At 56.7% G+C, this 16,995-nt stretch carries 28 protein-coding genes; 26 read left to right on the top strand and 2 right to left on the bottom strand.

The genetic code is table 11. The annotated features are described in order from the left end of the window. Positions 1–3 precede the first annotated feature (3 nt). From HMPREF2541_RS05155 to HMPREF2541_RS05130, 6 genes are all read left to right on the top strand, one after another. Positions 4–630, top strand: coding sequence for a hypothetical protein (locus HMPREF2541_RS05155; RefSeq protein ID WP_070542090.1), 627 nt, complete (start codon positions 4–6; stop codon positions 628–630). After that, positions 627–1,136 (top strand): enoyl-CoA hydratase, encoded by a 510-nt coding sequence (locus tag HMPREF2541_RS05150; RefSeq protein WP_070542088.1) that lies wholly within the window; start codon positions 627–629, stop codon positions 1,134–1,136. Before HMPREF2541_RS05155 ends, HMPREF2541_RS05150 begins: the two co-directional genes overlap by 4 nt. After that, positions 1,133–1,651 (top strand): hypothetical protein, encoded by a 519-nt coding sequence (locus tag HMPREF2541_RS05145; RefSeq protein ID WP_081258929.1) that lies wholly within the window; start codon positions 1,133–1,135, stop codon positions 1,649–1,651. Before HMPREF2541_RS05150 ends, HMPREF2541_RS05145 begins: the two co-directional genes overlap by 4 nt. Beyond that, positions 1,651–2,016 carry a hypothetical protein gene (locus HMPREF2541_RS05140; protein ID WP_070542086.1) on the top strand — a complete coding sequence of 122 codons (366 nt, stop codon included), beginning with the start codon at positions 1,651–1,653 and terminating at the stop codon, positions 2,014–2,016. The genes HMPREF2541_RS05145 and HMPREF2541_RS05140 overlap by 1 nt, the downstream gene beginning before the upstream one ends. A 134-nt stretch (positions 2,017–2,150) precedes the next feature. Continuing rightward, complete coding sequence (locus HMPREF2541_RS05135; RefSeq protein ID WP_070542084.1) at positions 2,151–2,675, top strand: D-Ala-D-Ala carboxypeptidase family metallohydrolase; 525 nt, start codon at positions 2,151–2,153, stop codon at positions 2,673–2,675. Between the two features lie 11 nt (positions 2,676–2,686). Beyond that, entirely contained in the window at positions 2,687–3,187 is a 501-nt protein-coding gene (locus tag HMPREF2541_RS05130) for a DUF2514 family protein (RefSeq protein WP_070542081.1), read from the top strand. A 90-nt stretch (positions 3,188–3,277) separates the two neighbouring features. On the opposite strand, the gene HMPREF2541_RS05125 is transcribed toward HMPREF2541_RS05130, so the two are convergent. After that, positions 3,278–3,709: a site-specific integrase gene (locus HMPREF2541_RS05125; RefSeq protein ID WP_141744203.1), complete on the bottom strand. Its 432-nt coding sequence runs from the start codon at positions 3,707–3,709 to the stop codon at positions 3,278–3,280. Next, on the bottom strand, positions 3,706–4,068 hold the full coding sequence (locus HMPREF2541_RS11570; protein WP_081258928.1) for a helix-turn-helix domain-containing protein: 363 nt from the start codon (positions 4,066–4,068) through the stop codon (positions 3,706–3,708). The genes HMPREF2541_RS05125 and HMPREF2541_RS11570 overlap by 4 nt, the downstream gene beginning before the upstream one ends. Before the next feature lie 115 nt (positions 4,069–4,183). Here HMPREF2541_RS11570 and HMPREF2541_RS05115 point away from each other — a divergent pair, with 115 nt between their 5' ends. From HMPREF2541_RS05115 to HMPREF2541_RS05030, 20 genes are all read left to right on the top strand, one after another. Then, positions 4,184–4,387, top strand: a complete 204-nt coding sequence (locus tag HMPREF2541_RS05115) for a helix-turn-helix transcriptional regulator (RefSeq protein ID WP_064087302.1) — start codon at positions 4,184–4,186, stop codon at positions 4,385–4,387. A gap of 66 nt (positions 4,388–4,453) precedes the next feature. Next, the gene (locus tag HMPREF2541_RS05110; protein WP_070542075.1) at positions 4,454–4,927 is read left to right on the top strand and encodes a phage regulatory CII family protein; all 474 of its coding nucleotides are present in this window, start codon (positions 4,454–4,456) and stop codon (positions 4,925–4,927) included. Between the two features lie 149 nt (positions 4,928–5,076). After that, entirely contained in the window at positions 5,077–5,343 is a 267-nt protein-coding gene (locus tag HMPREF2541_RS05105; protein ID WP_070542072.1) for a hypothetical protein, read from the top strand. Continuing rightward, positions 5,340–5,990 (top strand): tyrosine-type recombinase/integrase, encoded by a 651-nt coding sequence (locus HMPREF2541_RS05100; RefSeq protein ID WP_070542069.1) that lies wholly within the window; start codon positions 5,340–5,342, stop codon positions 5,988–5,990. Before HMPREF2541_RS05105 ends, HMPREF2541_RS05100 begins: the two co-directional genes overlap by 4 nt. Next, the gene (locus tag HMPREF2541_RS05095; protein ID WP_070542066.1) at positions 5,987–6,214 is read left to right on the top strand and encodes a hypothetical protein; all 228 of its coding nucleotides are present in this window, start codon (positions 5,987–5,989) and stop codon (positions 6,212–6,214) included. The genes HMPREF2541_RS05100 and HMPREF2541_RS05095 overlap by 4 nt, the downstream gene beginning before the upstream one ends. Before the next feature lie 57 nt (positions 6,215–6,271). Beyond that, positions 6,272–6,994: a hypothetical protein gene (locus HMPREF2541_RS05090; protein ID WP_070542064.1), complete on the top strand. Its 723-nt coding sequence runs from the start codon at positions 6,272–6,274 to the stop codon at positions 6,992–6,994. Then, positions 6,991–7,386, top strand: a complete 396-nt coding sequence (locus HMPREF2541_RS05085) for a hypothetical protein (RefSeq protein WP_070542062.1) — start codon at positions 6,991–6,993, stop codon at positions 7,384–7,386. The genes HMPREF2541_RS05090 and HMPREF2541_RS05085 overlap by 4 nt, the downstream gene beginning before the upstream one ends. A gap of 2 nt (positions 7,387–7,388) precedes the next feature. Then, a complete protein-coding gene (locus tag HMPREF2541_RS05080; RefSeq protein WP_064084067.1) occupies positions 7,389–7,757 on the top strand; it encodes a hypothetical protein in 369 nt (122 codons plus the stop codon). After that, the gene (locus HMPREF2541_RS05075; protein ID WP_210387140.1) at positions 7,754–10,537 is read left to right on the top strand and encodes a toprim domain-containing protein; all 2,784 of its coding nucleotides are present in this window, start codon (positions 7,754–7,756) and stop codon (positions 10,535–10,537) included. Before HMPREF2541_RS05080 ends, HMPREF2541_RS05075 begins: the two co-directional genes overlap by 4 nt. A 62-nt stretch (positions 10,538–10,599) precedes the next feature. Continuing rightward, positions 10,600–11,001, top strand: coding sequence for a hypothetical protein (locus HMPREF2541_RS05070; protein WP_141744202.1), 402 nt, complete (start codon positions 10,600–10,602; stop codon positions 10,999–11,001). A gap of 30 nt (positions 11,002–11,031) precedes the next feature. Further along, complete coding sequence (locus HMPREF2541_RS05065; protein ID WP_070542057.1) at positions 11,032–11,544, top strand: hypothetical protein; 513 nt, start codon at positions 11,032–11,034, stop codon at positions 11,542–11,544. Next, complete coding sequence (locus HMPREF2541_RS05060; protein WP_070542054.1) at positions 11,541–12,080, top strand: hypothetical protein; 540 nt, start codon at positions 11,541–11,543, stop codon at positions 12,078–12,080. Before HMPREF2541_RS05065 ends, HMPREF2541_RS05060 begins: the two co-directional genes overlap by 4 nt. Further along, on the top strand, positions 12,077–12,874 hold the full coding sequence (locus tag HMPREF2541_RS05055; RefSeq protein WP_070542051.1) for a hypothetical protein: 798 nt from the start codon (positions 12,077–12,079) through the stop codon (positions 12,872–12,874). Before HMPREF2541_RS05060 ends, HMPREF2541_RS05055 begins: the two co-directional genes overlap by 4 nt. 17 nt (positions 12,875–12,891) lie before the next feature. Continuing rightward, on the top strand, positions 12,892–13,014 hold the full coding sequence (locus HMPREF2541_RS12530) for a hypothetical protein (RefSeq protein ID WP_256388663.1): 123 nt from the start codon (positions 12,892–12,894) through the stop codon (positions 13,012–13,014). 14 nt (positions 13,015–13,028) lie between these two features. Next, the gene (locus HMPREF2541_RS05050) at positions 13,029–13,520 is read left to right on the top strand and encodes a class I SAM-dependent methyltransferase (RefSeq protein ID WP_064086216.1); all 492 of its coding nucleotides are present in this window, start codon (positions 13,029–13,031) and stop codon (positions 13,518–13,520) included. Between the two features lies 1 nt (position 13,521). Continuing rightward, a complete protein-coding gene (locus HMPREF2541_RS05045; protein ID WP_070542048.1) occupies positions 13,522–14,799 on the top strand; it encodes a DNA cytosine methyltransferase in 1,278 nt (425 codons plus the stop codon). Beyond that, entirely contained in the window at positions 14,799–15,206 is a 408-nt protein-coding gene (locus tag HMPREF2541_RS05040; protein WP_070542045.1) for a DUF551 domain-containing protein, read from the top strand. The genes HMPREF2541_RS05045 and HMPREF2541_RS05040 overlap by 1 nt, the downstream gene beginning before the upstream one ends. Then, positions 15,203–15,439, top strand: coding sequence for a hypothetical protein (locus HMPREF2541_RS05035; RefSeq protein WP_070542043.1), 237 nt, complete (start codon positions 15,203–15,205; stop codon positions 15,437–15,439). The genes HMPREF2541_RS05040 and HMPREF2541_RS05035 overlap by 4 nt, the downstream gene beginning before the upstream one ends. A gap of 168 nt (positions 15,440–15,607) precedes the next feature. Continuing rightward, positions 15,608–15,736 (top strand): Com family DNA-binding transcriptional regulator, encoded by a 129-nt coding sequence (locus tag HMPREF2541_RS11565; RefSeq protein ID WP_083296770.1) that lies wholly within the window; start codon positions 15,608–15,610, stop codon positions 15,734–15,736. Positions 15,737–15,778: 42 nt separating this feature from the next. Beyond that, positions 15,779–16,558 (top strand): DNA adenine methylase, encoded by a 780-nt coding sequence (locus tag HMPREF2541_RS05030; protein WP_070542039.1) that lies wholly within the window; start codon positions 15,779–15,781, stop codon positions 16,556–16,558. Positions 16,559–16,995 lie beyond the last annotated feature (437 nt).

Genomic DNA, 16,995 nt, shown 5'->3' with positions numbered 1-16,995 from the left:
ACTATGACTATTTTTTACTCAAAGACGACTGGCGGGTTTTACGACAACCAAATCCATAACGTTCTGCCGGGGGATGCGGTAGAGATTACTGCCGAATACCATGCCACGCTGCTGGCGGGGCAGTCCAGCGGGCAAGTGATTATGCCGGGCAAAGACGGGCCGGTGCTGACTTCCAAAGCCCCCAGCCATCTGCACCAATGGAACGGCAAAGAATGGACGTTAGATAAAGCCGCTACCTCACAGTTGCTGGCCGAATCAATCGACAAAGGCACGGAGGCCATCAATGATGCAGTAGAGCAAGCCTACCACCACGTTACCCGCTTTGAAGCCGAATATAAGTTGCGCGAACAACAGGCGCGCGACTACAAGGCAGGCGGCTGTAAAGGCGATGTGCCGGAACAAGTGGCGGCGTTTGCCAAGCCTGCCGGGAAAACCGCCTGCGAAGCGACCGACATCATCATCGCCCAAGCCGACAACTTGCGCATGGTGCTGGGCAAACTTGGGGTACTGCGGATGCGGAAGCTTGAACTGAAAGACCTAAAAACCGCTGCCGAGGTGGATAAAAGGACGGCAGAGATTTTGGCTGAAATCCAACCGATTGCCGACAAATTGCAGGTGGTGGGCAAATGAGTAATCGTCAAATCTACCTCGCCTTGTACAAAGGCAATCGCGACGGCAGCGGATGGCGTGTGTGGTGTGCCCGGGCTACCGATTGGCTCACCCGTGTTCTGACCCGTGGGCAGTACAGTCACTGCGAAATCGCAATGCGGCTACCTGAAAACGATGAAACCGGCGCGGCGCTGTATGACTGCTACTCCGCCAGCATCCGCGACGGAGGGGTGCGCTGGAAACGTATGCCGCTGCCGGCGGAGAAGTGGGATTTAATCGATATAACGGCCGACCCACTGATATTCCCCATGTTTTTTTCGGTGTGGGAATTTACGAAAGGGCAGTCCTACGACCTGTCGGGCGCGTTCGGCGTGGTGTTCAATTTCCGGCAAAACCCGCGCCGCTGGTTTTGTTCGGAGTGGTGTGCGGGTGTGCTGGGTCTGGGCGAGCCGTGGCGGTTTTCGCCTAACGACCTGGCCGCGATTTATCAAAACAGTAAAGCAGAGCTTTTGAGGAGGCGAAAATGAGTATCCCGCGAAAAATCTTGTACGGACGATTACGGCACAGCCTGCGCTGGCCGATGAAAATTATCTCGGTGGCATTAAATCTGCTGTTTCTGCCCGAGCCGTGGCGGCAATGGATGTTTGGCACAGGCACGCGGGCGTTGGAAGGGCTGAATGCGCTGATGCTGCTGGGCTGGGCTTGGGTGATGGCGTTTGCCGACGGGGTGTTGGCGCTGCCCAGCTATTCGCGCTTCGCCAACCTGCCGCTGAGTTTGGTATGCGGGTTGTTCGCACTGGTCGGCATCCTGCTGGCGGCATTCTTGCCGTCTGAAACCCCGCGCAGCAATGTGATCAGCGGCTGGCTGCTGCTGGCGGCATCCATGCTGTGGGTGTTGGTAACCGCCAGCTTTTGGGGCGGCTACCCGCCGGCAAATACGGCAATGGTGGTTTATCCGGTTCTCGCGCTCATCAGTTGGTGGGCGGGGATTTTGTTAATCGAAAACAGCAAGCACCAAATGGAGAAAGCGCAGGGTGTTTAATGAACTGGTCTATTTTTACCAGCGTCACGGCGCTGGCCGTGTACGGCGGGCTGGTAAGTTCTTTGCGGGCGGCGTTTAAAGCAAGAAAACCAACAGCCGAGAAGGCATTGGATGTAGTAGTAGGGATGGTGATGGCGGCGAGTATGGCGGAATATTTCGTGCCGAGCAACGCGCCGAAGGTAGCGATGTTTGTCGGCCTAATTGCCGGCAGCTTCGGTGGCTACCTGATGGATGCGATTCAGGCGCTCTCGCCAAAATTGGCCGACGGTATTTTAGAGGGAGTATTGGGCCGTTTCGGCTACCGTAGGCAGCCTGAAACCCAGCCGGTAATCATCCCTGACGAGCCGTCGGGAAAGGAAGAGTGAGCACGCTTTCAGGCTGCCTGAAATACTGCAGTCTGAAAGCTATAAATAAACTTTATAAACAGTAGATTGAGATTTAACAAGGTGTAAAAACACCATATTGGAATGTTTTCAGGCTACCTGAAAGTGAGGCAAATATGACGCAAGAAAAAATAACCCCCGAAACCAAAATTACTCCGCACTTTACCTACCGCGAGCTGACCAACAGCGCCACCGGCAGGCGGCTCGGGCTGGAGAACAAACCAAACGAGCAGGAACTGGGTAACATCCGCAAAACAGCGGAACGCTTGGAAAAAATCCGCGCCTGGCTGGGCAAGAAATACGGGCGCGAAGTGAGCATCCATGTGTTGTCCTGTTTTAGGAGCGAAGCTGTGAACCGCGCGGTGGGCGGCGCGAAAACTTCGGCACACCGTTTCGGCTCGGCGGCGGATATTGATGCGGCCGGCATCAGTAATCTGCAGCTGGCTAAAGACATCATTGAAATGCGCGATGCGGGCGAGATTGAATTTGACCAGCTGATTTACGAATTCCCGGAACGCGGCGAAAGCGGCTGGGTGCATTTCGGCTGCCGCCACAACTCGCAGGAACGCAATCAGATTCTGACCGCCACCAAGCGCGGCAACGGCGGCAAAACGCAGTATCTGTTGGGCTTGCATCCATAAAAGGAAAAACAATGGGATTCTTAATCAAATATTGGAAATATTGGCTGCCAGCCCTGCTGCTGGCCGCTGTGATCGGCGGGGAATGCTACTACGGCGAGCAACGCTACAACGCCGGTTTCCAGGCGGCGACAGCCAAGCTCAAAGCCGAGCAGGAAAAAGCGGCACGAGAGCAGGCAGAGGCCGTATTAGCCAAAGAGAGGCGGCAACAGGCACAGCTGGCTGCCGCACAAAGTGAAATCGAAAAGGAACGAGAACATGCGAAAACTACTATTGCCGGTCTGTATACTGAGCTTGGCCGCGTGCGCCAAACCGCCGACGCACATCGCCGCGCCCTGTCCCAAACCGCTGCAGCCGCCGGCACACCTGATGGCGAAACAGCTGCCGCCGGCTGGCAGCTATTCGGAGAATGCACGGAAAGATATGCAGCGGTGGCTAAAGACGCCGACGAATTAAGGAACGATTCAGCCGAGTGGCAGGCGTATGGCCGCGTGAATCAACAGGCTGCCGAATAGCGAGCCAAACCAAGAAACCGCCGATTGAATCGGCGGTTTTTATATTTCAGGCCGCCTGAAAATTACGGATGGTGGGAAGGTGTAATTTTGTTATTTCCCATCCCATTCGAAAGATTCCCCAGTAAACATAGCAGCTAGCTTGGCTACCCTGTGGGTGTTGATTAGGATAGAAGGAGTGATAGGTTTGAACCCTCCGGTATAAGACCACATAAGTAGCCGCTGCTGGATATTTCTGGCCGTCATCTCCCGTCCATCTTTTCCGGGGAAAAGGAAAGATCCGGGCGGGCGGCCTAAACACCATTCCCTTAATGGTTTATGCCCGACATTCTCTTCTTCGATAAGCGGTAAGGCATCAGATACTTTTTTATTAAGCAGCTCGCTGATTTTCCAACCATATTCCAGCATCATAAAAACTGCGCAGTAATCGCGCAGCGCCAGCTCGTGGGTTTGCGAGCGGATGAAACTCAAAAACCTGCAGGCTTCCTGATATTCCAGAAACTCTACCGGCTCCAAATTCTTCACTTCACCCACTCCCGCATAAACGTAAGCAGGATTTCGCGCTTGCCTTTGGGCAGCTTGTCGAACAGGCGCAAGAACTCGCGCTGCTCTTCAGTATAGCTGTTGTATTCAGGTAGGGCTTCAGTCAATACGACACTGGCCGGCTCATACACGATGCCGGTCATTTCACCTTTACCGGTAGCCAGCCATTCGAAGTTCACATCCAGCGCTTGGGCAATGCGCGACAAGTTCTCCGTGGCGGGATCTGTCCGCCCGGTTTCCCATTGAGCGACACCGGTTTGGTGGACGCCTACTTCATCAGCCAGCCATTTTTGAGAACGGCCACGCTGTTTTCTTGCCAACTTTATTCTATTTCCAATCATAGGCTTAATTTTAATAGCTGAACTATTACACAGAAAACTTAGTATTGCTATTTGACTTATTTTAATAGTGATACTATTATTCGCATACAGCAAACACCAAGGGTTAAACAAAAACATGGAAAGCAAATTACTCAAGGCAAGGAAAGCAAAGGGGTTCACACAGGCTTATGTGGCGGAACAGGTTGGATGTACTCAAACCAATATCAGCCACATCGAAATCGGCCGGCAGCGGGCAACCCCGGAAATTGCACAGAAACTGGCTGAGCTGCTTGGGCTTTCGCCGATGGATATTTTGTATCCCGGCAATCAGGCAGAGTAAGCCATCAACTGCAGTATCCGCCGTCACGCCATCCGCCACAAATGACAAACACACAAGGTTTCACACATGTTTAAAAACGATGTTTTCGAGTTAATCCGACAGAGCGCCTACCACTACGGTGTGCCGAAGCTGGCCGCCAAGATGGGGCTGGCTCCCGGCACGCTCTACAACAAACTCAACAACGACGAGGGCTGTAGCCACCACAAACTGACCCTGCAGGACTTCATCGCCATCCTCGGCATTACCGGCGATACCGCCGCGCTGCAGGGGCTGGCAGGGCTGTTCGACCACGCGGTATTCCCGCTGCCGCAAATGGAGCAGATGGGCGACGACGCGCTGCTGGATATGGTGAATCAGGTTTATGTTCAAGGCGGCCGCGCGCATACGGTAATGGCCGAGGCGCTGGCGGACGGACAGGTAAGCGAAGAGGAATACAGCGCTTACGATTTGGAATGCAGGCAATGGGTGGCTGCCATCGTGGCACTGCGGCGGCGATTTAAAAACATGGTGGTGATTGTGAATGAAAGAAGAAGCGCCTGACTTCCTGCAGAAGCATGGCATTCGGCTTGTTTGCGATAACGCTCAAGGCGGGCAGCTTTCCGTTTCCGCCGAGCTGCTGGCCGACTTATTCGGTGAGGAGTTTCTCGCCGCAGTGCCGGCACCCCGTAACGAAGAATCAAAGGAATGCCATGAAAGAAATCGCCATTCAGCCGGGCCTTCAAATGATTTTGGCCGGAGCGAACCACATCACCACCCTCAGTCTGCCGCGTGAAAACGGGCGGCTATACATAGAAATCGGCAAAGACCGGTTCCCCGCGCGGAAGACCAATCAATTTGAAACAGGCGGCATCCTGTGCCGCTTGGAAATTATCAAAGACGGACAACCAGAGATTATTTTCAGTTTAAGCGGCAGCCAGCCCCTGATGCTGACCCTGCCGGCAGGAGAACAAGCATGAACCATTATCTGACCGAAGCCGAGCAAGGCAAGCTGCTGGCCACCATCGGGCAATACCGTGAAGAAAAGGCGCAGCGCGATTTCCACATTGTTTCCGCGCTGATTGCCAGCGGGCTGCGCATCGGCGAATTCCTGCTGGTTACCGTGGGCGACGTGTATGCCGCGCTGGATACCAACTACCTCTACATTCCCGCCGCCAACCGCAAAGGCGGCAAACGCGACCACAGCGTGTACCTCACCAAAACCCTGCGCCGAGACCTGAGCAGCCTGCTCGCCATCCGCGAAAGCACCGATGCCGAGCACTATTTGGTGGCCGGGCGCAACGACCAAACCCCGATGAGCGCGCGCAACCTGCAGCAGCGGGTGAAAGCCTGGGCGAAAGAGGCCGGGCTCGCGTACCTCGACATCACTCCGCACTACTTCCGCCACACTGCCGCCATGAACCTGTTGCGGCACAGCAGCGCCCGCGAACCGCTGCGCGTGGTGAAGTCGGCGCTGGGGCACCGCAACATCAACAGCACATCAATCTACACCGAGGCCAGCCGCGAAGAAGTGGCCGAAGCCATGAACGCCGCCGACCAAGGCCGGCAGCCCCGCATCACGCTGGCGCAACTGCGCCGCGAATACCAACGGAGAACCGCAGCATGAAAACCATCTTATTTTTAGCTGTCGCCCTGCTGGCCGCCCCCAGCTTGGACGCGCAAGACCATTATCTGCAACCGCAAAACCCGCCCGCCGACTACCCAACCCGGCAACTGCTGCAGGCCGCCGAGTTGCGAGCCGATGCCGAAGCCGCCGAGCTGGCCAAGCATTACGAAGAAATGACCGACTACGAAATTATGCGCGGCGTGGTTTATGAGCCCACCGAATAAGCAGCCGCCATTCAGGCTACCTGAAAATTCAACACCCCTCACACGGAGAACTAAACCATGTATTTCAACCAAGCCCAAAAACGTTTCTTTCAAACCGCCTCCCTGCCTGAAAAGCAGGCGTGGCTGCGCAAAGGCGAGCCGGGAGGGCAGCGGATGAGCCGAGGCTTTGATTTCAATAATTCGTATTTCGCACCGTTCCTGCGCGGAGTACAGCTGGACGGCGAATTCAAAACCTATCCCGAAGCAGTAGCCGCGGCGCAGCGGTATTTGGACGAACTGAAGGCCATGCCTGATTTGCCGGAGCTGGATGAAGAGGCGCTGGGTATCACTACTTTCAATCAGGATTTATCCCGCACGATGAGTGAAGAGAAAAGCTACGGCATCGAACGCGTTATTCACATCGCGGCACAGGCCGAACATATCTGCGACGACTTCGCCCAATTTATCGATGATGAGCTGCCGGAAGAGCGGGTGCGGCAAGTGTTGGCAGAACAGGCAGGACGGGCCGATTTCCTCGGTATGCTCGATGCCATTGAAGACGGTGCTTATCCAGACCACGATGAAGTGTTCAGCCTGCTGTACGAAAACGGCCTGATGGGCTGGTTGGTACAGGCTGCAACGCCGGTGAGTAAGAGAGGTGCCGGCGGCGGCGTGATCTATTCGTGGGGCTGTTATTACACCCAATGGTTCTACGCCGAAAGCTACGAAGCGGCGCTGTGGCAGGTGGATGCCTGGGCGGAGCGGATGCGCGAGCAGGATTTGCAGGAGGGCGAAAAATGAACCGCGCTGCCATCCATCCCTACTTTGGCGACCTAACCCGGCATATTTTGGACTGCGCCCAATACCAGCAGGAGCAGCTCAACCGGCGGGTATCGACCGCGCTGCAACTGGCGGGGCTGATGGATGTATTCAGGCATGAATTTGTGAAGCAAGGCTTAATGTGTACGCCATCGTTCGAGCTCCGGGATTCGCCGATCTTGTTGGTGTATCCGCAAGACCGCGACTGGGCCGACGACGAATTGCTGCAGGCCATCGGTATCGATGAGTTGTGCCAGCAGCACAAGCTGCTGGTGGGCAAAGTGAGTGGGGATTATGGCCTCCTCTGCCCACGCATCTACACCGAAGAGGGCGACGGCCCCGGCTTCGATATCTATCTCCTGCCGAAAGAATAAGCATGTATCCCCTTCCTATTCTCGCTCGTTTTGCCACACCGCACCGCTGCTTTGACCATGTGGTGGCCGCCATCCCGGGCATGGTGGTGGCGGTGCCGGAAATTATGATTTCAGGCTGCCTGAAAAACCTGCCTTTGGTTTGCCCCGTGCCGTGGCACGAAATTTGGAGCGTGCTGGACGTGGAGACCGACACCCCGGCCGGATTTGATGCCGACCTGTTTGTGCCGCCGCTGCTGCTCTCGCTGGGCATTGCCGAGCGCAGTTTCCTCAGCGCACCGCTGCCGGAATACGCCGCCACGGTATTCAGCCTGCCGGACGGGCTACGATTGGGCATCAGCAACGACTACGTGCATAAGGTGGTGCAGTCATGAGCCAATCGCCTGCCATGAGCCAGTGGTTCGAGCAGCTGAAGATGCTCGACATCCACCAAGTGGCCGAGAAAATGGGGTTGGAGCGCGACGGTAGCCACGGCAACTACCGCTCGCCGAACCGCGAAGACAAACACCACAGCCTGAGCCTGCACAAGCAGGGCAAATACGGCCAAGGCTGGAAAGACCATGCCACCAACGAGGGCGGCAGCACCATCGACCTCTTAATCTACGGTGGTTTTGCCAACGATCCGATGAGTGCCGCCACCCTGCTCGGCAACTGGTTCGGGCTGCCCAAACCGGCGCCGGAAAACCAAACCCCGCGCCAGCTGACCAAGGCAGGTTTTATTGCGCAAAAATGCCTGGCGATGCCCGAGCCGCTGTTCGATTACCTCGCCGGACGCGGGATTGCCCAAGACGTGATTCAGGCAGCCATCAGCCGCCGCACCGCCGGCTGGAATACCTGGACATCGCCCAAAGTCGCCGCCGGTTCGCCCGGCTACGGCGGCCCCGCCGCCGCCTTCATGGTGTACGACCGAAACGGCGTGTGTGTGGCAGTGGATTTGCGCTATGCCGACGCCGAGCTCAATGGCAATGTGAAAACCCAATGCCAGGGCGAAAAAAGCGGCCACTACTGGACCAGCGACCAGCGCCGGTTGGCGGCCGCCTGCACGGTATACATCGTGGAATCGCCCATCAATGCCTTATCGGTGGAGACCGCCTTTGCCCATCATCCGCGTGTGGCGGCGATGGCCATCCGCGGCGTGGCCAATGTGGACAACATCGATTGGTCGCTGCTGCGCGGCAAACGGGCGCTGATTGCGCTGGACCACACCGACGCCGTGAACCCGAAAACCGGTAAACGCCCCGGCATGGATGCCGCCTACCGGCTCTACGACGCGCTGACCGCCGCCGATGTGGCCGCGCGTATGGTGGATATGATTGATTGGGAGGAAGGCGAAGACATCAACGACGTGCTGCAGCGGCACGGCGCGGAGGAGCTGCTGAAACGCCTGAAACGGCTCGACGGCTGGCTGATTGCCGGTATGCCCAGCCTGCCGGCGCATCAAGTGGAAAAAGGCAAGGGCCGCCGCCGCATCATGCTGCCGGCGCAAGACTGGAACGTGTATTGGCGCTACCGCATCAGCGACGACTTCACCCAGTTTGTGGACGAATTCAAAACCAGCACCGACGAAGACACCGGCGAAGAAAAGCGCAGCGAGACGCTGGGCGATCTGTGCGGCTTCCGGCTGGCCGCCACCAGCCGCCTGAACATCCAAGGCCACCTTGCCACCATCAACGGCAGCACCGACACCCAACCGGAAGAGGTGTATTGCATATCGGTACAGCAGCCGCGCCGCATCACGCTCACCCGCGAAGTTATCCAGAGCGAAAAACTCTACAACCTCGACTGGTGGAAACGGCTCGGCCCGGTGTGGAAGCCGGCGCAGTTCACCCGCATGCTGACCATCATGGAACGCAGTGCCGACTTGGCGGCACGCGACGTGGTGAATTTTGTGGGGCTGGCGTGGCGCGACGGGCATCTGGCGGCAATGGAAGGGCAGGACACCTTTTTCACCGAACCGGCCAAACAGTGCCTGTACCACAACATGGTGTTCCCGCGCGGCTCGCAGCAGCACGCCCGCATGGTGGTGGAAGCCTATCAAGAGACCTTCAAAGAAAACGCCGCCGCCATTGCGCTGGTTTGGGCGCTGGGCTGCCACCTGAAAGCGGTGCTCGGCTTCTATCCCCACTTCCAAATGCAGGCCGAGAAAGGATCGGGCAAATCCAAACTGCTGGAAAGCCTGCAGGCTTCGCTGGCGTTTCAGGTGCTCTCCGGGCAGATGTTGAAAACCGACCACCGCCGCCGGGCTTCGGTGTCCTACACCTCGCACCCGGTGGGCTGGGACGAATATTCCAAACTGCCGAAATCCGCACTCTCCGACATCGACGGCCTGCTGCAATCCACCTACCGCTTCGAATTCACCCGCGTTGGCGCCGCGCTCACGCCCTATCTGATGTGCAGCCCGGTGTTGCTGGCCGGCGAAGAGGTGGACGTGGAGAGCCTGCAGTCGAAAACCTGCCGCAGCACCTTGAGCGTGGCCAAGCAGGGCAAAATCATCCCGCACAAGCTGCCGCAGTTCCCGGTGTGGCAATGGCTGCAATACCTCGCTTCGGTCGACCCGGAAACCATCCGCAACCTGCACGGCAAATGGACGGACTACTGCGCTGCCCGAGCCAGCGGCGACAGCACCGACGCCACCGCGCGCCGTATGCAGGAAAACTATGCCGCGGTGCTGACTGCCTGGGCTTTGCTGTCCGACTATGCCGATTTCGCCCAAGAACAGGGCGGCTTCATCGAAGACACCATCGCCGAAATGAACAGCCACCTGATGGACACCGACGGCACCCGCCTGCCGTGGGTGTGGATTATGGAAATCCTGCTCTCCGAGCTGGATGCCAAACGCTACGACCACCCGTTTTTATGGGAGCAGGACTATCAGAACGGCTGGGTGCTGTTCCTGCGCCCCAACCACGTGATGGACCACATCGGCACCGCCAACCACCTGCGCGACAAATTCAACCACCTGCCGATCAAGACCGGACGTATTTTTAAGCGCCAGCTGATGGCCAGCGGCGTGGTGGTGCAGGGCTTGGAAGACGTGGAGCGCTCGATACAGGGCAAACGCACCGCCCACCTGACCGGCATCTCACTAGCCAAACTGGAAAAACTCGGCCTGTATGCCACCCCGTGGGAACCGGCCATCAAAGACGGCATTTAGCCACCACCGCGCCTGAAGGCTTCAGGCTTTATTTGGAGATAGAAAGAATGCAAGCAAGCGAATTGAAAACCACCGGAAAGCAGCTTTTTAAAGTCTGTTTTGACGGTAACTTCGGCGATTTATGCGAAATCGAAGTAGCGATTGATTTCGATATTCCGGAGGTAAAACAATACATCCGTATGATGAGTTTATTTTGGCACGGCTGCCCAAGTGCCGATGCACCGTTTGAGGTGCACCTGCAGGCGTGGCTGCAGAAACTGGCCAACTACTGTTTCTACAACACGATAGGCGAAGACTGGTGGCATGACGATTTGGTCGAATCCTTCAATAAGGCAGAGGGCTATATCCCGCTGGATGGTTCGCGCGGCATTTTGCTCAAGTCATCATGGATTAGAAGCGTATATGACCATGAATTTGAAATTGTGGAAAACACCGAATACGAAGGCCAAGTCGAGCCGAATTAAAAACAGCTATTCAACACAGGGAAAAGCAATATGAAAATCACATACAACCCGCCGCGCCCCAGCGTGAATTACGAAATCAAACTGCAGGCCGCCTTCGAATTTTTGCAGGCCCATCCGGATATTGAACCCGAGCGGGTCAATCAGCATAGCATCGAGCACATGGCAGACGATATCGCCATGCATTCCACCATCAGCAGCGATGGCTACGAATTGGCCAAAGAGCTGGATACCCGCGCCGGCTGGGAAAATATCGACATGGATCTGGTCGAAACGCTCGACAGCTACAGCATGTACCTGCACCACAGACTGGAACGGGAGAAAAAGCAATGGGCGGCAGAAAACAACATCCAGCCGCCGTATCCGGTAGGCAGCCGCGTGCGCAGCCTGCTGCAATGGAACAACATCACCGGCACCATTACCGGCATCAGTCAGCATCACGCCGCCTGCTACGAAGTGAAGAAAGACGGTACCGAGCCAGACGATACGACCCGCCGCATTATCGAATTCGAAGCCGTCGAGCTGTTAGAAGGGGAAACAAAATGAAAGAACGCCCGATTTTATTTAGCGGTCCGATGGTACAGGCGATTTTGGCCGGCCGCAAAACGCAGACCCGGCGCATCGTTAAGCCACAGTCTGCCGTGCTGACCGACCAAATGGCACGCGGTTTCGGAGTGCGCCCGCCCGCCGTTGAAAACGCCGCCGTCATCCCTTGCCCTTACGGACAAGTCGGCGACCGCTTATGGGTGCGCGAGGCTTGGGCGCTACACCCGGAAACAGGCAACTTACTCTACAAGGCGGATGATGGCGCACCCAGTGATACCCGCTGGAGACCATCCATCCATATGCCGCGCAAACACAGCCGCCTCCTGCTGGAAGTCGTCAGGATCAAAGTGGAACGGCTGCAGGCCATCAGCCGGGAGGATGCGCAGGCGGAGGGTACGGATAACTACCCGGGGACGAATTGCCCCATCGACAAATTTTTCAACTACTGGTGCTACCTGAACGGCTTTGATTCTTGGGATGCAAACCCGTGGGTGTGGGTAGTCTCTTTCCAACGCTGTAAAGGAGAAGCATCATGAACCGCCTACAACGCCGCCAAGCTGAGCGGCAGGCCGCGCGCAAACCGGGCGCGCCCGCCCGTACCTTGCGCCAGCCGCACGCGCAAAACCGCCTGCTCTTGCTGAAAAACCCGCAAAGGCTGCCTGAAACTGCCCTGCTCGATTCGCGCATTAAGCTGCATCTGTATCTGTTTCAGCTCAAACAGGAGCACGATGTGGACGGGGTTCGCTACTTCCAGCACTTCCTCGACAACATCCGCACCATGTGCCTGCTGCAGGAGCGCCCGAAATACAAAGATGCCGCCGATAAGGCGCAGCAGGAGCTGGAAGCCAGCCCCCAAGATGGGCCTCGCCGCTTCCCGTGGTTGAGTGCGCTGGTAAACAGCTTCGACCGCGAAATGGAGCACACCAGTGCCACCCTGCTGGTGGAATGCAACGACCACGCCGCCGCCTGCGGCCAGCTGGCCTGTATCGCCGTCATCATCGCCCTGCCGGACTACACCGCCGCCGCGCTGAAACAGCTGCTTGCCGGCGGCACACTAAAAGCCGCTGCCGAGCAAGCCGGGGCCGGACAGGCGGAATTGAAGAAAAACTGCCTGATCATGCTGCACCAGCTGCACAACCTGCTGTGGGCTGAGGTGGATTTCGCGCGGCCGTGGACGCTCACCGCCGCCCGCCGGCACAAACAAATCTACCTGCAGGCTATCGACCAACTGAAAAGCGTGGCCGGCCAGGCCGCCGCACGCGTGGCCGACTTCTGCCGCCTGTTCGGTGTGTCGCTGGTAAATCTTGATGCGTTTATTCAGGCTACCTGAATTTGTAGGAGGGAAACATGTTTGAAATAGCGAAATTCCTATGGCACTTGGCCAGCGCAGCGGCAGCCGTGGTCGTGATTATCGTATCCGGCATGATGCTGTGGGTGATTGGGCAGGCGGTTTGGAATAAAGAGATTTGAAAAGGCTACCTGAAATGCCAACCATCCTAGACCCCTGCTGCGGCAGCCGCATGATGTGGTTTGATAAAAATGACCAGCGTTGTCTATTCGGTGATGCTCGTTCTGAAACCCACCTGCTCAAAGACCGCCAATACCTGCGGCATTTAGAAATCCGACCGGATGTGCAGCTCGACTTTACCGCACTTCCGTTCCCGGACGGTCAGTTTAAATTAGTGGTGCTCGACCCGCCGCACCTTGTCCATGCCGGACGGAAATCATGGTTGGCCAAAAAATACGGTACGCTTGGATCGGACTGGCGCGAAGACCTGCGCCGTGCCTTCGCCGAATGTTTCCGCGTGTTGGAAGACGGTGGCGTGCTGATTTTCAAATGGAACGAAAACCAAATCCCCGTGAAAGAGATATTGGCTTTGACCGACCAACAGCCGCTGTTTGGGCATACCACCATGAAACACAAACGAAACCAAACACAGACGCATTGGTTTACTTTCATGAAGGAGGCTACCTGAAATGCGCTACGGCAGCCTGTGCAGCGGTATTGAAGCCGCATCCGTGGCGTGGGAGCCGCTCGGCTGGCAGCCCGCATGGTTTGCCGAAATCGAGCCGTTCCCGTCCGCCGTCCTTGCCCACCATTGGCCGCACATCCCCAATCACGGCGACATGACCCTACTCGTCGGCAAAATCCTCTCCGGTGCGGTTGAAGCGCCCGACATCCTTGTCGGCGGCACGCCCTGCCAGGCGTTTTCCGTGGCCGGGTTGCGCGGCAGTTTGGACGACGAGCGCGGCAATTTAACCTTAGTCTTGATTAGGATATTAGATGCAATTGACTTTATTCGGCAGCGCGCCGGAAGGCCGCCCTGCATCCTCGTCTGGGAAAACGTGCCGGGCGTGCTCAACACCAAAGACAACGCCTTCGGCTGTTTTTTGGGCGGACTGGCCGGAGAAAGCCTACCGCTTGAGCCGGCAGGGCAGAAATGGACGAACGCGGGTGCTGTGTTTGGCCCCGCCCGCGAAATCGCCTGGCGCATCCTTGATGCCCAATATTTCAGAGTACCCCAACGGCGCCGCCGCGTGTTCGCTCTCGCAAGTGCTGGAAGCCTCCGCCCCGCCGAAATACTTTTTGAGCGAAAAAGCCAAGCAGGGCATCCTGCAGCGGGCGGCGAGGCGGGGCAAAACCCTGCCGCCTTTGTTGAGGGCAGCTTTGGAAACTACAAACAATCCGCCGTCTGCGGCACGGTAAGGGCCAGTGGCGGCGCCGTGCAGGGCGACAGCGAAACCCTGCTCGCCTGCCGTATGCGCGGCTTTGGTGACTACACCCAAGACGGCACCGCAGGCACCGTCAAAGCCCGCGACCACAAAGACGCCACCGACCTAATCGTCGTACACGGGCGGCAAGACCCCTGCACATCCGACCAGGCGTTTGCTTTGGACTGCCAGCACAGCGGCAATACCAACGTTGTTTGCATCAATGGCAGCACCATCAACAAAGCCCCCACAGGCGGCGGAAACGGACTGGGCGCAGACGATAGCGGCATCTGCTACACCCTCACCACCACCGACCGTCACGCCGTTTCAGACGGCCTGCAGGTGCGCCGCCTGATGCCGGTAGAGTGCGAGCGCCTGCAGGGCTTCCCCGCCGGGCACACACAAATCCCGTGGCGCGGCAAACCCGCCGCCGACTGCCCGGATAGCCTGCGCTACAAAGCCATCGGCAACAGCATGGCCGTGCCGGTGATGCGCTGGATAGGCGCACGGATAGAAGATTTCTTTAACCCAAAGGAAATGTAATGGAACAGGAAATACCCAGCTTGGCGCGCCAAGTTTTTGAAATATGGTTCAATGCGCTGGTTAAATATGAGCCGGATGCTTTGAATGACGTGATGGAGACCGCATGGAAGGCGTGGAGTGAGCAGGCGGAACGGACGGCACATGAATGCAACCATGCTTATTTGGCCGGTGTGGCCGATGGATTGACAGATTGGAGCTGGATTGGTGTGAAATACAGGCTGCCTGAAAAAGAAGGCGATTATTTAGTCAGTGCTGCCGGTTGTGAAGCGAGGATCTGCCAGTTTAACGGGAAGAAATTCTTTTATATGGAATATGATAATGACTGGGACATGGTGGAAGTGAGCTTTGATCCCGACTATTGGATGCCGCTGCCTATAGGCCCGCAGGTAAAGGGGTTGGGGGAATGAGCAGCTGCCTATCCTGCCTGCATTGGTGCACTTATGAAAAAGGCTCGGATGAAGCGGACCGCCCTACGCCGATGCTGCGCCATGATATGGCGCCCTGCGCCCTGGGCGAGCCGTGGAACTATCTGCCGCAGCGCCATCCGGCCTGTTCGCGCTATCAGGCGCTGCCGGCAGCCGGACAAGCAAAACGCGCCCGCTGGATAGCGGACGCGAAATTGCAATGTTACAGAAAATAAACGCATGAAAGGAGAATATTCGCTTAAAGAGCCATCACGAATAAGACGGCGGCGGTTGGTGTGCGCGAACACGCCTTCCGCCAGCCTCAGCAGAGCGAGCCTGCATCAGCCCGTGGCCGCCACCCGATCAGGCGGCCTGATTCTAACCCAATAGAAGGAATCACGCCAATGCAGTATAGACTTGTGCGCGAACTCCGCTGCCCGCGCTGTGGTAAATTATTAGCCCGCAGCGGCAAAGGCAAGGCGGTGGTGCAGATTAAATGCGCCCGCTGCGGTTTCCTCGCTGCATTCAATTAACCAGAACGCCCGTGAGCGTCATTCTTTATGAAAGGACGCTTTATGGGCGTTTTATCGTATAAACCGCTGCCCCTGATTCCTTGGATGGGTGGCAAACGGCGGCTGGCCAAACAGCTGCTGCCTTTATTCCCCGAACATAGCTGCTACGTCGAGCTTTTCGCCGGCGGGGCAGCCTTGTTCTTTCTGCGCCCGGAGCCGGCGCGCACGGAGGTGTTGAACGACATCAACGGCGAGCTGGTGAACCTGTACCGGGTGGTGCAGCATCATTTCGACGAGTTTGTGCGCCAGTTCGACTGTATGCTCACGGCGCGGGATACCTTTGCGCTTTATCAGGCTACGCCGGCAGGTTGCCTGACGGATATTCAACGGGCGGCGCGCTTTTTCTTCCTGCAGCACACGGCCTTCGGCGGCAGAACCCACAAGCAGCATTTCGGCACGGCCACCACCGGCCGCGCGTTTAATGCGGCCAATGTGCGCCATAAGATTCAGGCAGCTCAGAAACGGCTGGGCGGGGTGTATATCGAGCATGAACGGTGGCAAGACTGTTTGGCCCGATATGACCGGCCGCACACCTTCTTTTATGCCGATCCGCCGTATTGGCAGGCGGCTGATTACGAATCTTCGTTCTCTTGGCAAGACTATGAGGCGCTGGCTGCGCGTATGCGCACCATGCAGGGCCGCCTGCTGCTGTCGATTAACGACCATCCCGACATCCGCGAGCTGTTTGCCGGTTTCCGTACTATAGAGCTGGAGCTGGCTTATTCGATCAGCCGGGAAAAGACGGGAAAGGCCAGCCGTGAGCTGGCCATCTGTAATTGGTAACTTCATTCCAAATGCGCCCAAAACCCGGGCGCTTCTTTTTTAGGTTATGACTTCGCTTTTCCTGCCATTCTTTACATTCGGCTTTTTCGGCTTTGGCGGCCTGTTGCATAAAAAACAGGCTAAAAAGGCCGTTTTCGCCAAAAGATTGGCGCAGTTTCAAAAAAAACTTGTGGATTTCCGCCTTGTTTTCGCTTAACTGATTGATTTATTGCAAATCAGCTTCCACAGTTTCGCTTTTTAATCCACAGTTTCGCTTCTATATTCCACAGTTTCGACATTTTGTCTGTGGATGGGTTTTGCGCCGTTTTGCCCGTTTATTATTATTTATTTTAATTTTTTCAAAAAGATAAAGAGATAAAGAGCGGAGAAAATAGGAAATGGCGTATCCACGGAAAATAGGGTTGCTTAAAAAATAGTCCACGGAATTGTTGGCGCAT

Origin of the sequence: Eikenella sp. HMSC061C02 (assembly GCF_001809035.1) — a bacterium.
Taxonomy (GTDB): domain Bacteria; phylum Pseudomonadota; class Gammaproteobacteria; order Burkholderiales; family Neisseriaceae; genus Eikenella; species Eikenella corrodens.
Note: the sequence above shows the minus strand (reverse complement) of the source record. Positions and strands in the feature narration are given on the sequence as shown.

Bases quoted from the DNA above. Each gene is read 5' to 3' on its own strand.
- HMPREF2541_RS05155 (WP_070542090.1), top strand. From the start codon at position 4: ATGACTATTTTTTACTCAAAGACGACTGGCGGGTTTTACGACAACCAA.
- HMPREF2541_RS05150 (WP_070542088.1), top strand. From the start codon at position 627: ATGAGTAATCGTCAAATCTACCTCGCCTTGTACAAAGGCAATCGCGAC.
- HMPREF2541_RS05145 (WP_081258929.1), top strand. From the start codon at position 1,133: ATGAGTATCCCGCGAAAAATCTTGTACGGACGATTACGGCACAGCCTG.
- HMPREF2541_RS05140 (WP_070542086.1), top strand. From the start codon at position 1,651: ATGAACTGGTCTATTTTTACCAGCGTCACGGCGCTGGCCGTGTACGGC.
- HMPREF2541_RS05135 (WP_070542084.1), top strand. From the start codon at position 2,151: ATGACGCAAGAAAAAATAACCCCCGAAACCAAAATTACTCCGCACTTT.
- HMPREF2541_RS05130 (WP_070542081.1), top strand. From the start codon at position 2,687: ATGGGATTCTTAATCAAATATTGGAAATATTGGCTGCCAGCCCTGCTG.
- HMPREF2541_RS11570 (WP_081258928.1), bottom strand. From the start codon at position 4,068: ATGATTGGAAATAGAATAAAGTTGGCAAGAAAACAGCGTGGCCGTTCT.
- HMPREF2541_RS05115 (WP_064087302.1), top strand. From the start codon at position 4,184: ATGGAAAGCAAATTACTCAAGGCAAGGAAAGCAAAGGGGTTCACACAG.
- HMPREF2541_RS05110 (WP_070542075.1), top strand. From the start codon at position 4,454: ATGTTTAAAAACGATGTTTTCGAGTTAATCCGACAGAGCGCCTACCAC.
- HMPREF2541_RS05105 (WP_070542072.1), top strand. From the start codon at position 5,077: ATGAAAGAAATCGCCATTCAGCCGGGCCTTCAAATGATTTTGGCCGGA.
- HMPREF2541_RS05100 (WP_070542069.1), top strand. From the start codon at position 5,340: ATGAACCATTATCTGACCGAAGCCGAGCAAGGCAAGCTGCTGGCCACC.
- HMPREF2541_RS05095 (WP_070542066.1), top strand. From the start codon at position 5,987: ATGAAAACCATCTTATTTTTAGCTGTCGCCCTGCTGGCCGCCCCCAGC.
- HMPREF2541_RS05090 (WP_070542064.1), top strand. From the start codon at position 6,272: ATGTATTTCAACCAAGCCCAAAAACGTTTCTTTCAAACCGCCTCCCTG.
- HMPREF2541_RS05085 (WP_070542062.1), top strand. From the start codon at position 6,991: ATGAACCGCGCTGCCATCCATCCCTACTTTGGCGACCTAACCCGGCAT.
- HMPREF2541_RS05080 (WP_064084067.1), top strand. From the start codon at position 7,389: ATGTATCCCCTTCCTATTCTCGCTCGTTTTGCCACACCGCACCGCTGC.
- HMPREF2541_RS05075 (WP_210387140.1), top strand. From the start codon at position 7,754: ATGAGCCAATCGCCTGCCATGAGCCAGTGGTTCGAGCAGCTGAAGATG.
- HMPREF2541_RS05065 (WP_070542057.1), top strand. From the start codon at position 11,032: ATGAAAATCACATACAACCCGCCGCGCCCCAGCGTGAATTACGAAATC.
- HMPREF2541_RS05060 (WP_070542054.1), top strand. From the start codon at position 11,541: ATGAAAGAACGCCCGATTTTATTTAGCGGTCCGATGGTACAGGCGATT.
- HMPREF2541_RS05055 (WP_070542051.1), top strand. From the start codon at position 12,077: ATGAACCGCCTACAACGCCGCCAAGCTGAGCGGCAGGCCGCGCGCAAA.
- HMPREF2541_RS12530 (WP_256388663.1), top strand. From the start codon at position 12,892: ATGTTTGAAATAGCGAAATTCCTATGGCACTTGGCCAGCGCAGCGGCA.
- HMPREF2541_RS05050 (WP_064086216.1), top strand. From the start codon at position 13,029: ATGCCAACCATCCTAGACCCCTGCTGCGGCAGCCGCATGATGTGGTTT.
- HMPREF2541_RS05045 (WP_070542048.1), top strand. From the start codon at position 13,522: ATGCGCTACGGCAGCCTGTGCAGCGGTATTGAAGCCGCATCCGTGGCG.
- HMPREF2541_RS05040 (WP_070542045.1), top strand. From the start codon at position 14,799: ATGGAACAGGAAATACCCAGCTTGGCGCGCCAAGTTTTTGAAATATGG.
- HMPREF2541_RS05035 (WP_070542043.1), top strand. From the start codon at position 15,203: ATGAGCAGCTGCCTATCCTGCCTGCATTGGTGCACTTATGAAAAAGGC.
- HMPREF2541_RS11565 (WP_083296770.1), top strand. From the start codon at position 15,608: ATGCAGTATAGACTTGTGCGCGAACTCCGCTGCCCGCGCTGTGGTAAA.
- HMPREF2541_RS05030 (WP_070542039.1), top strand. From the start codon at position 15,779: ATGGGCGTTTTATCGTATAAACCGCTGCCCCTGATTCCTTGGATGGGT.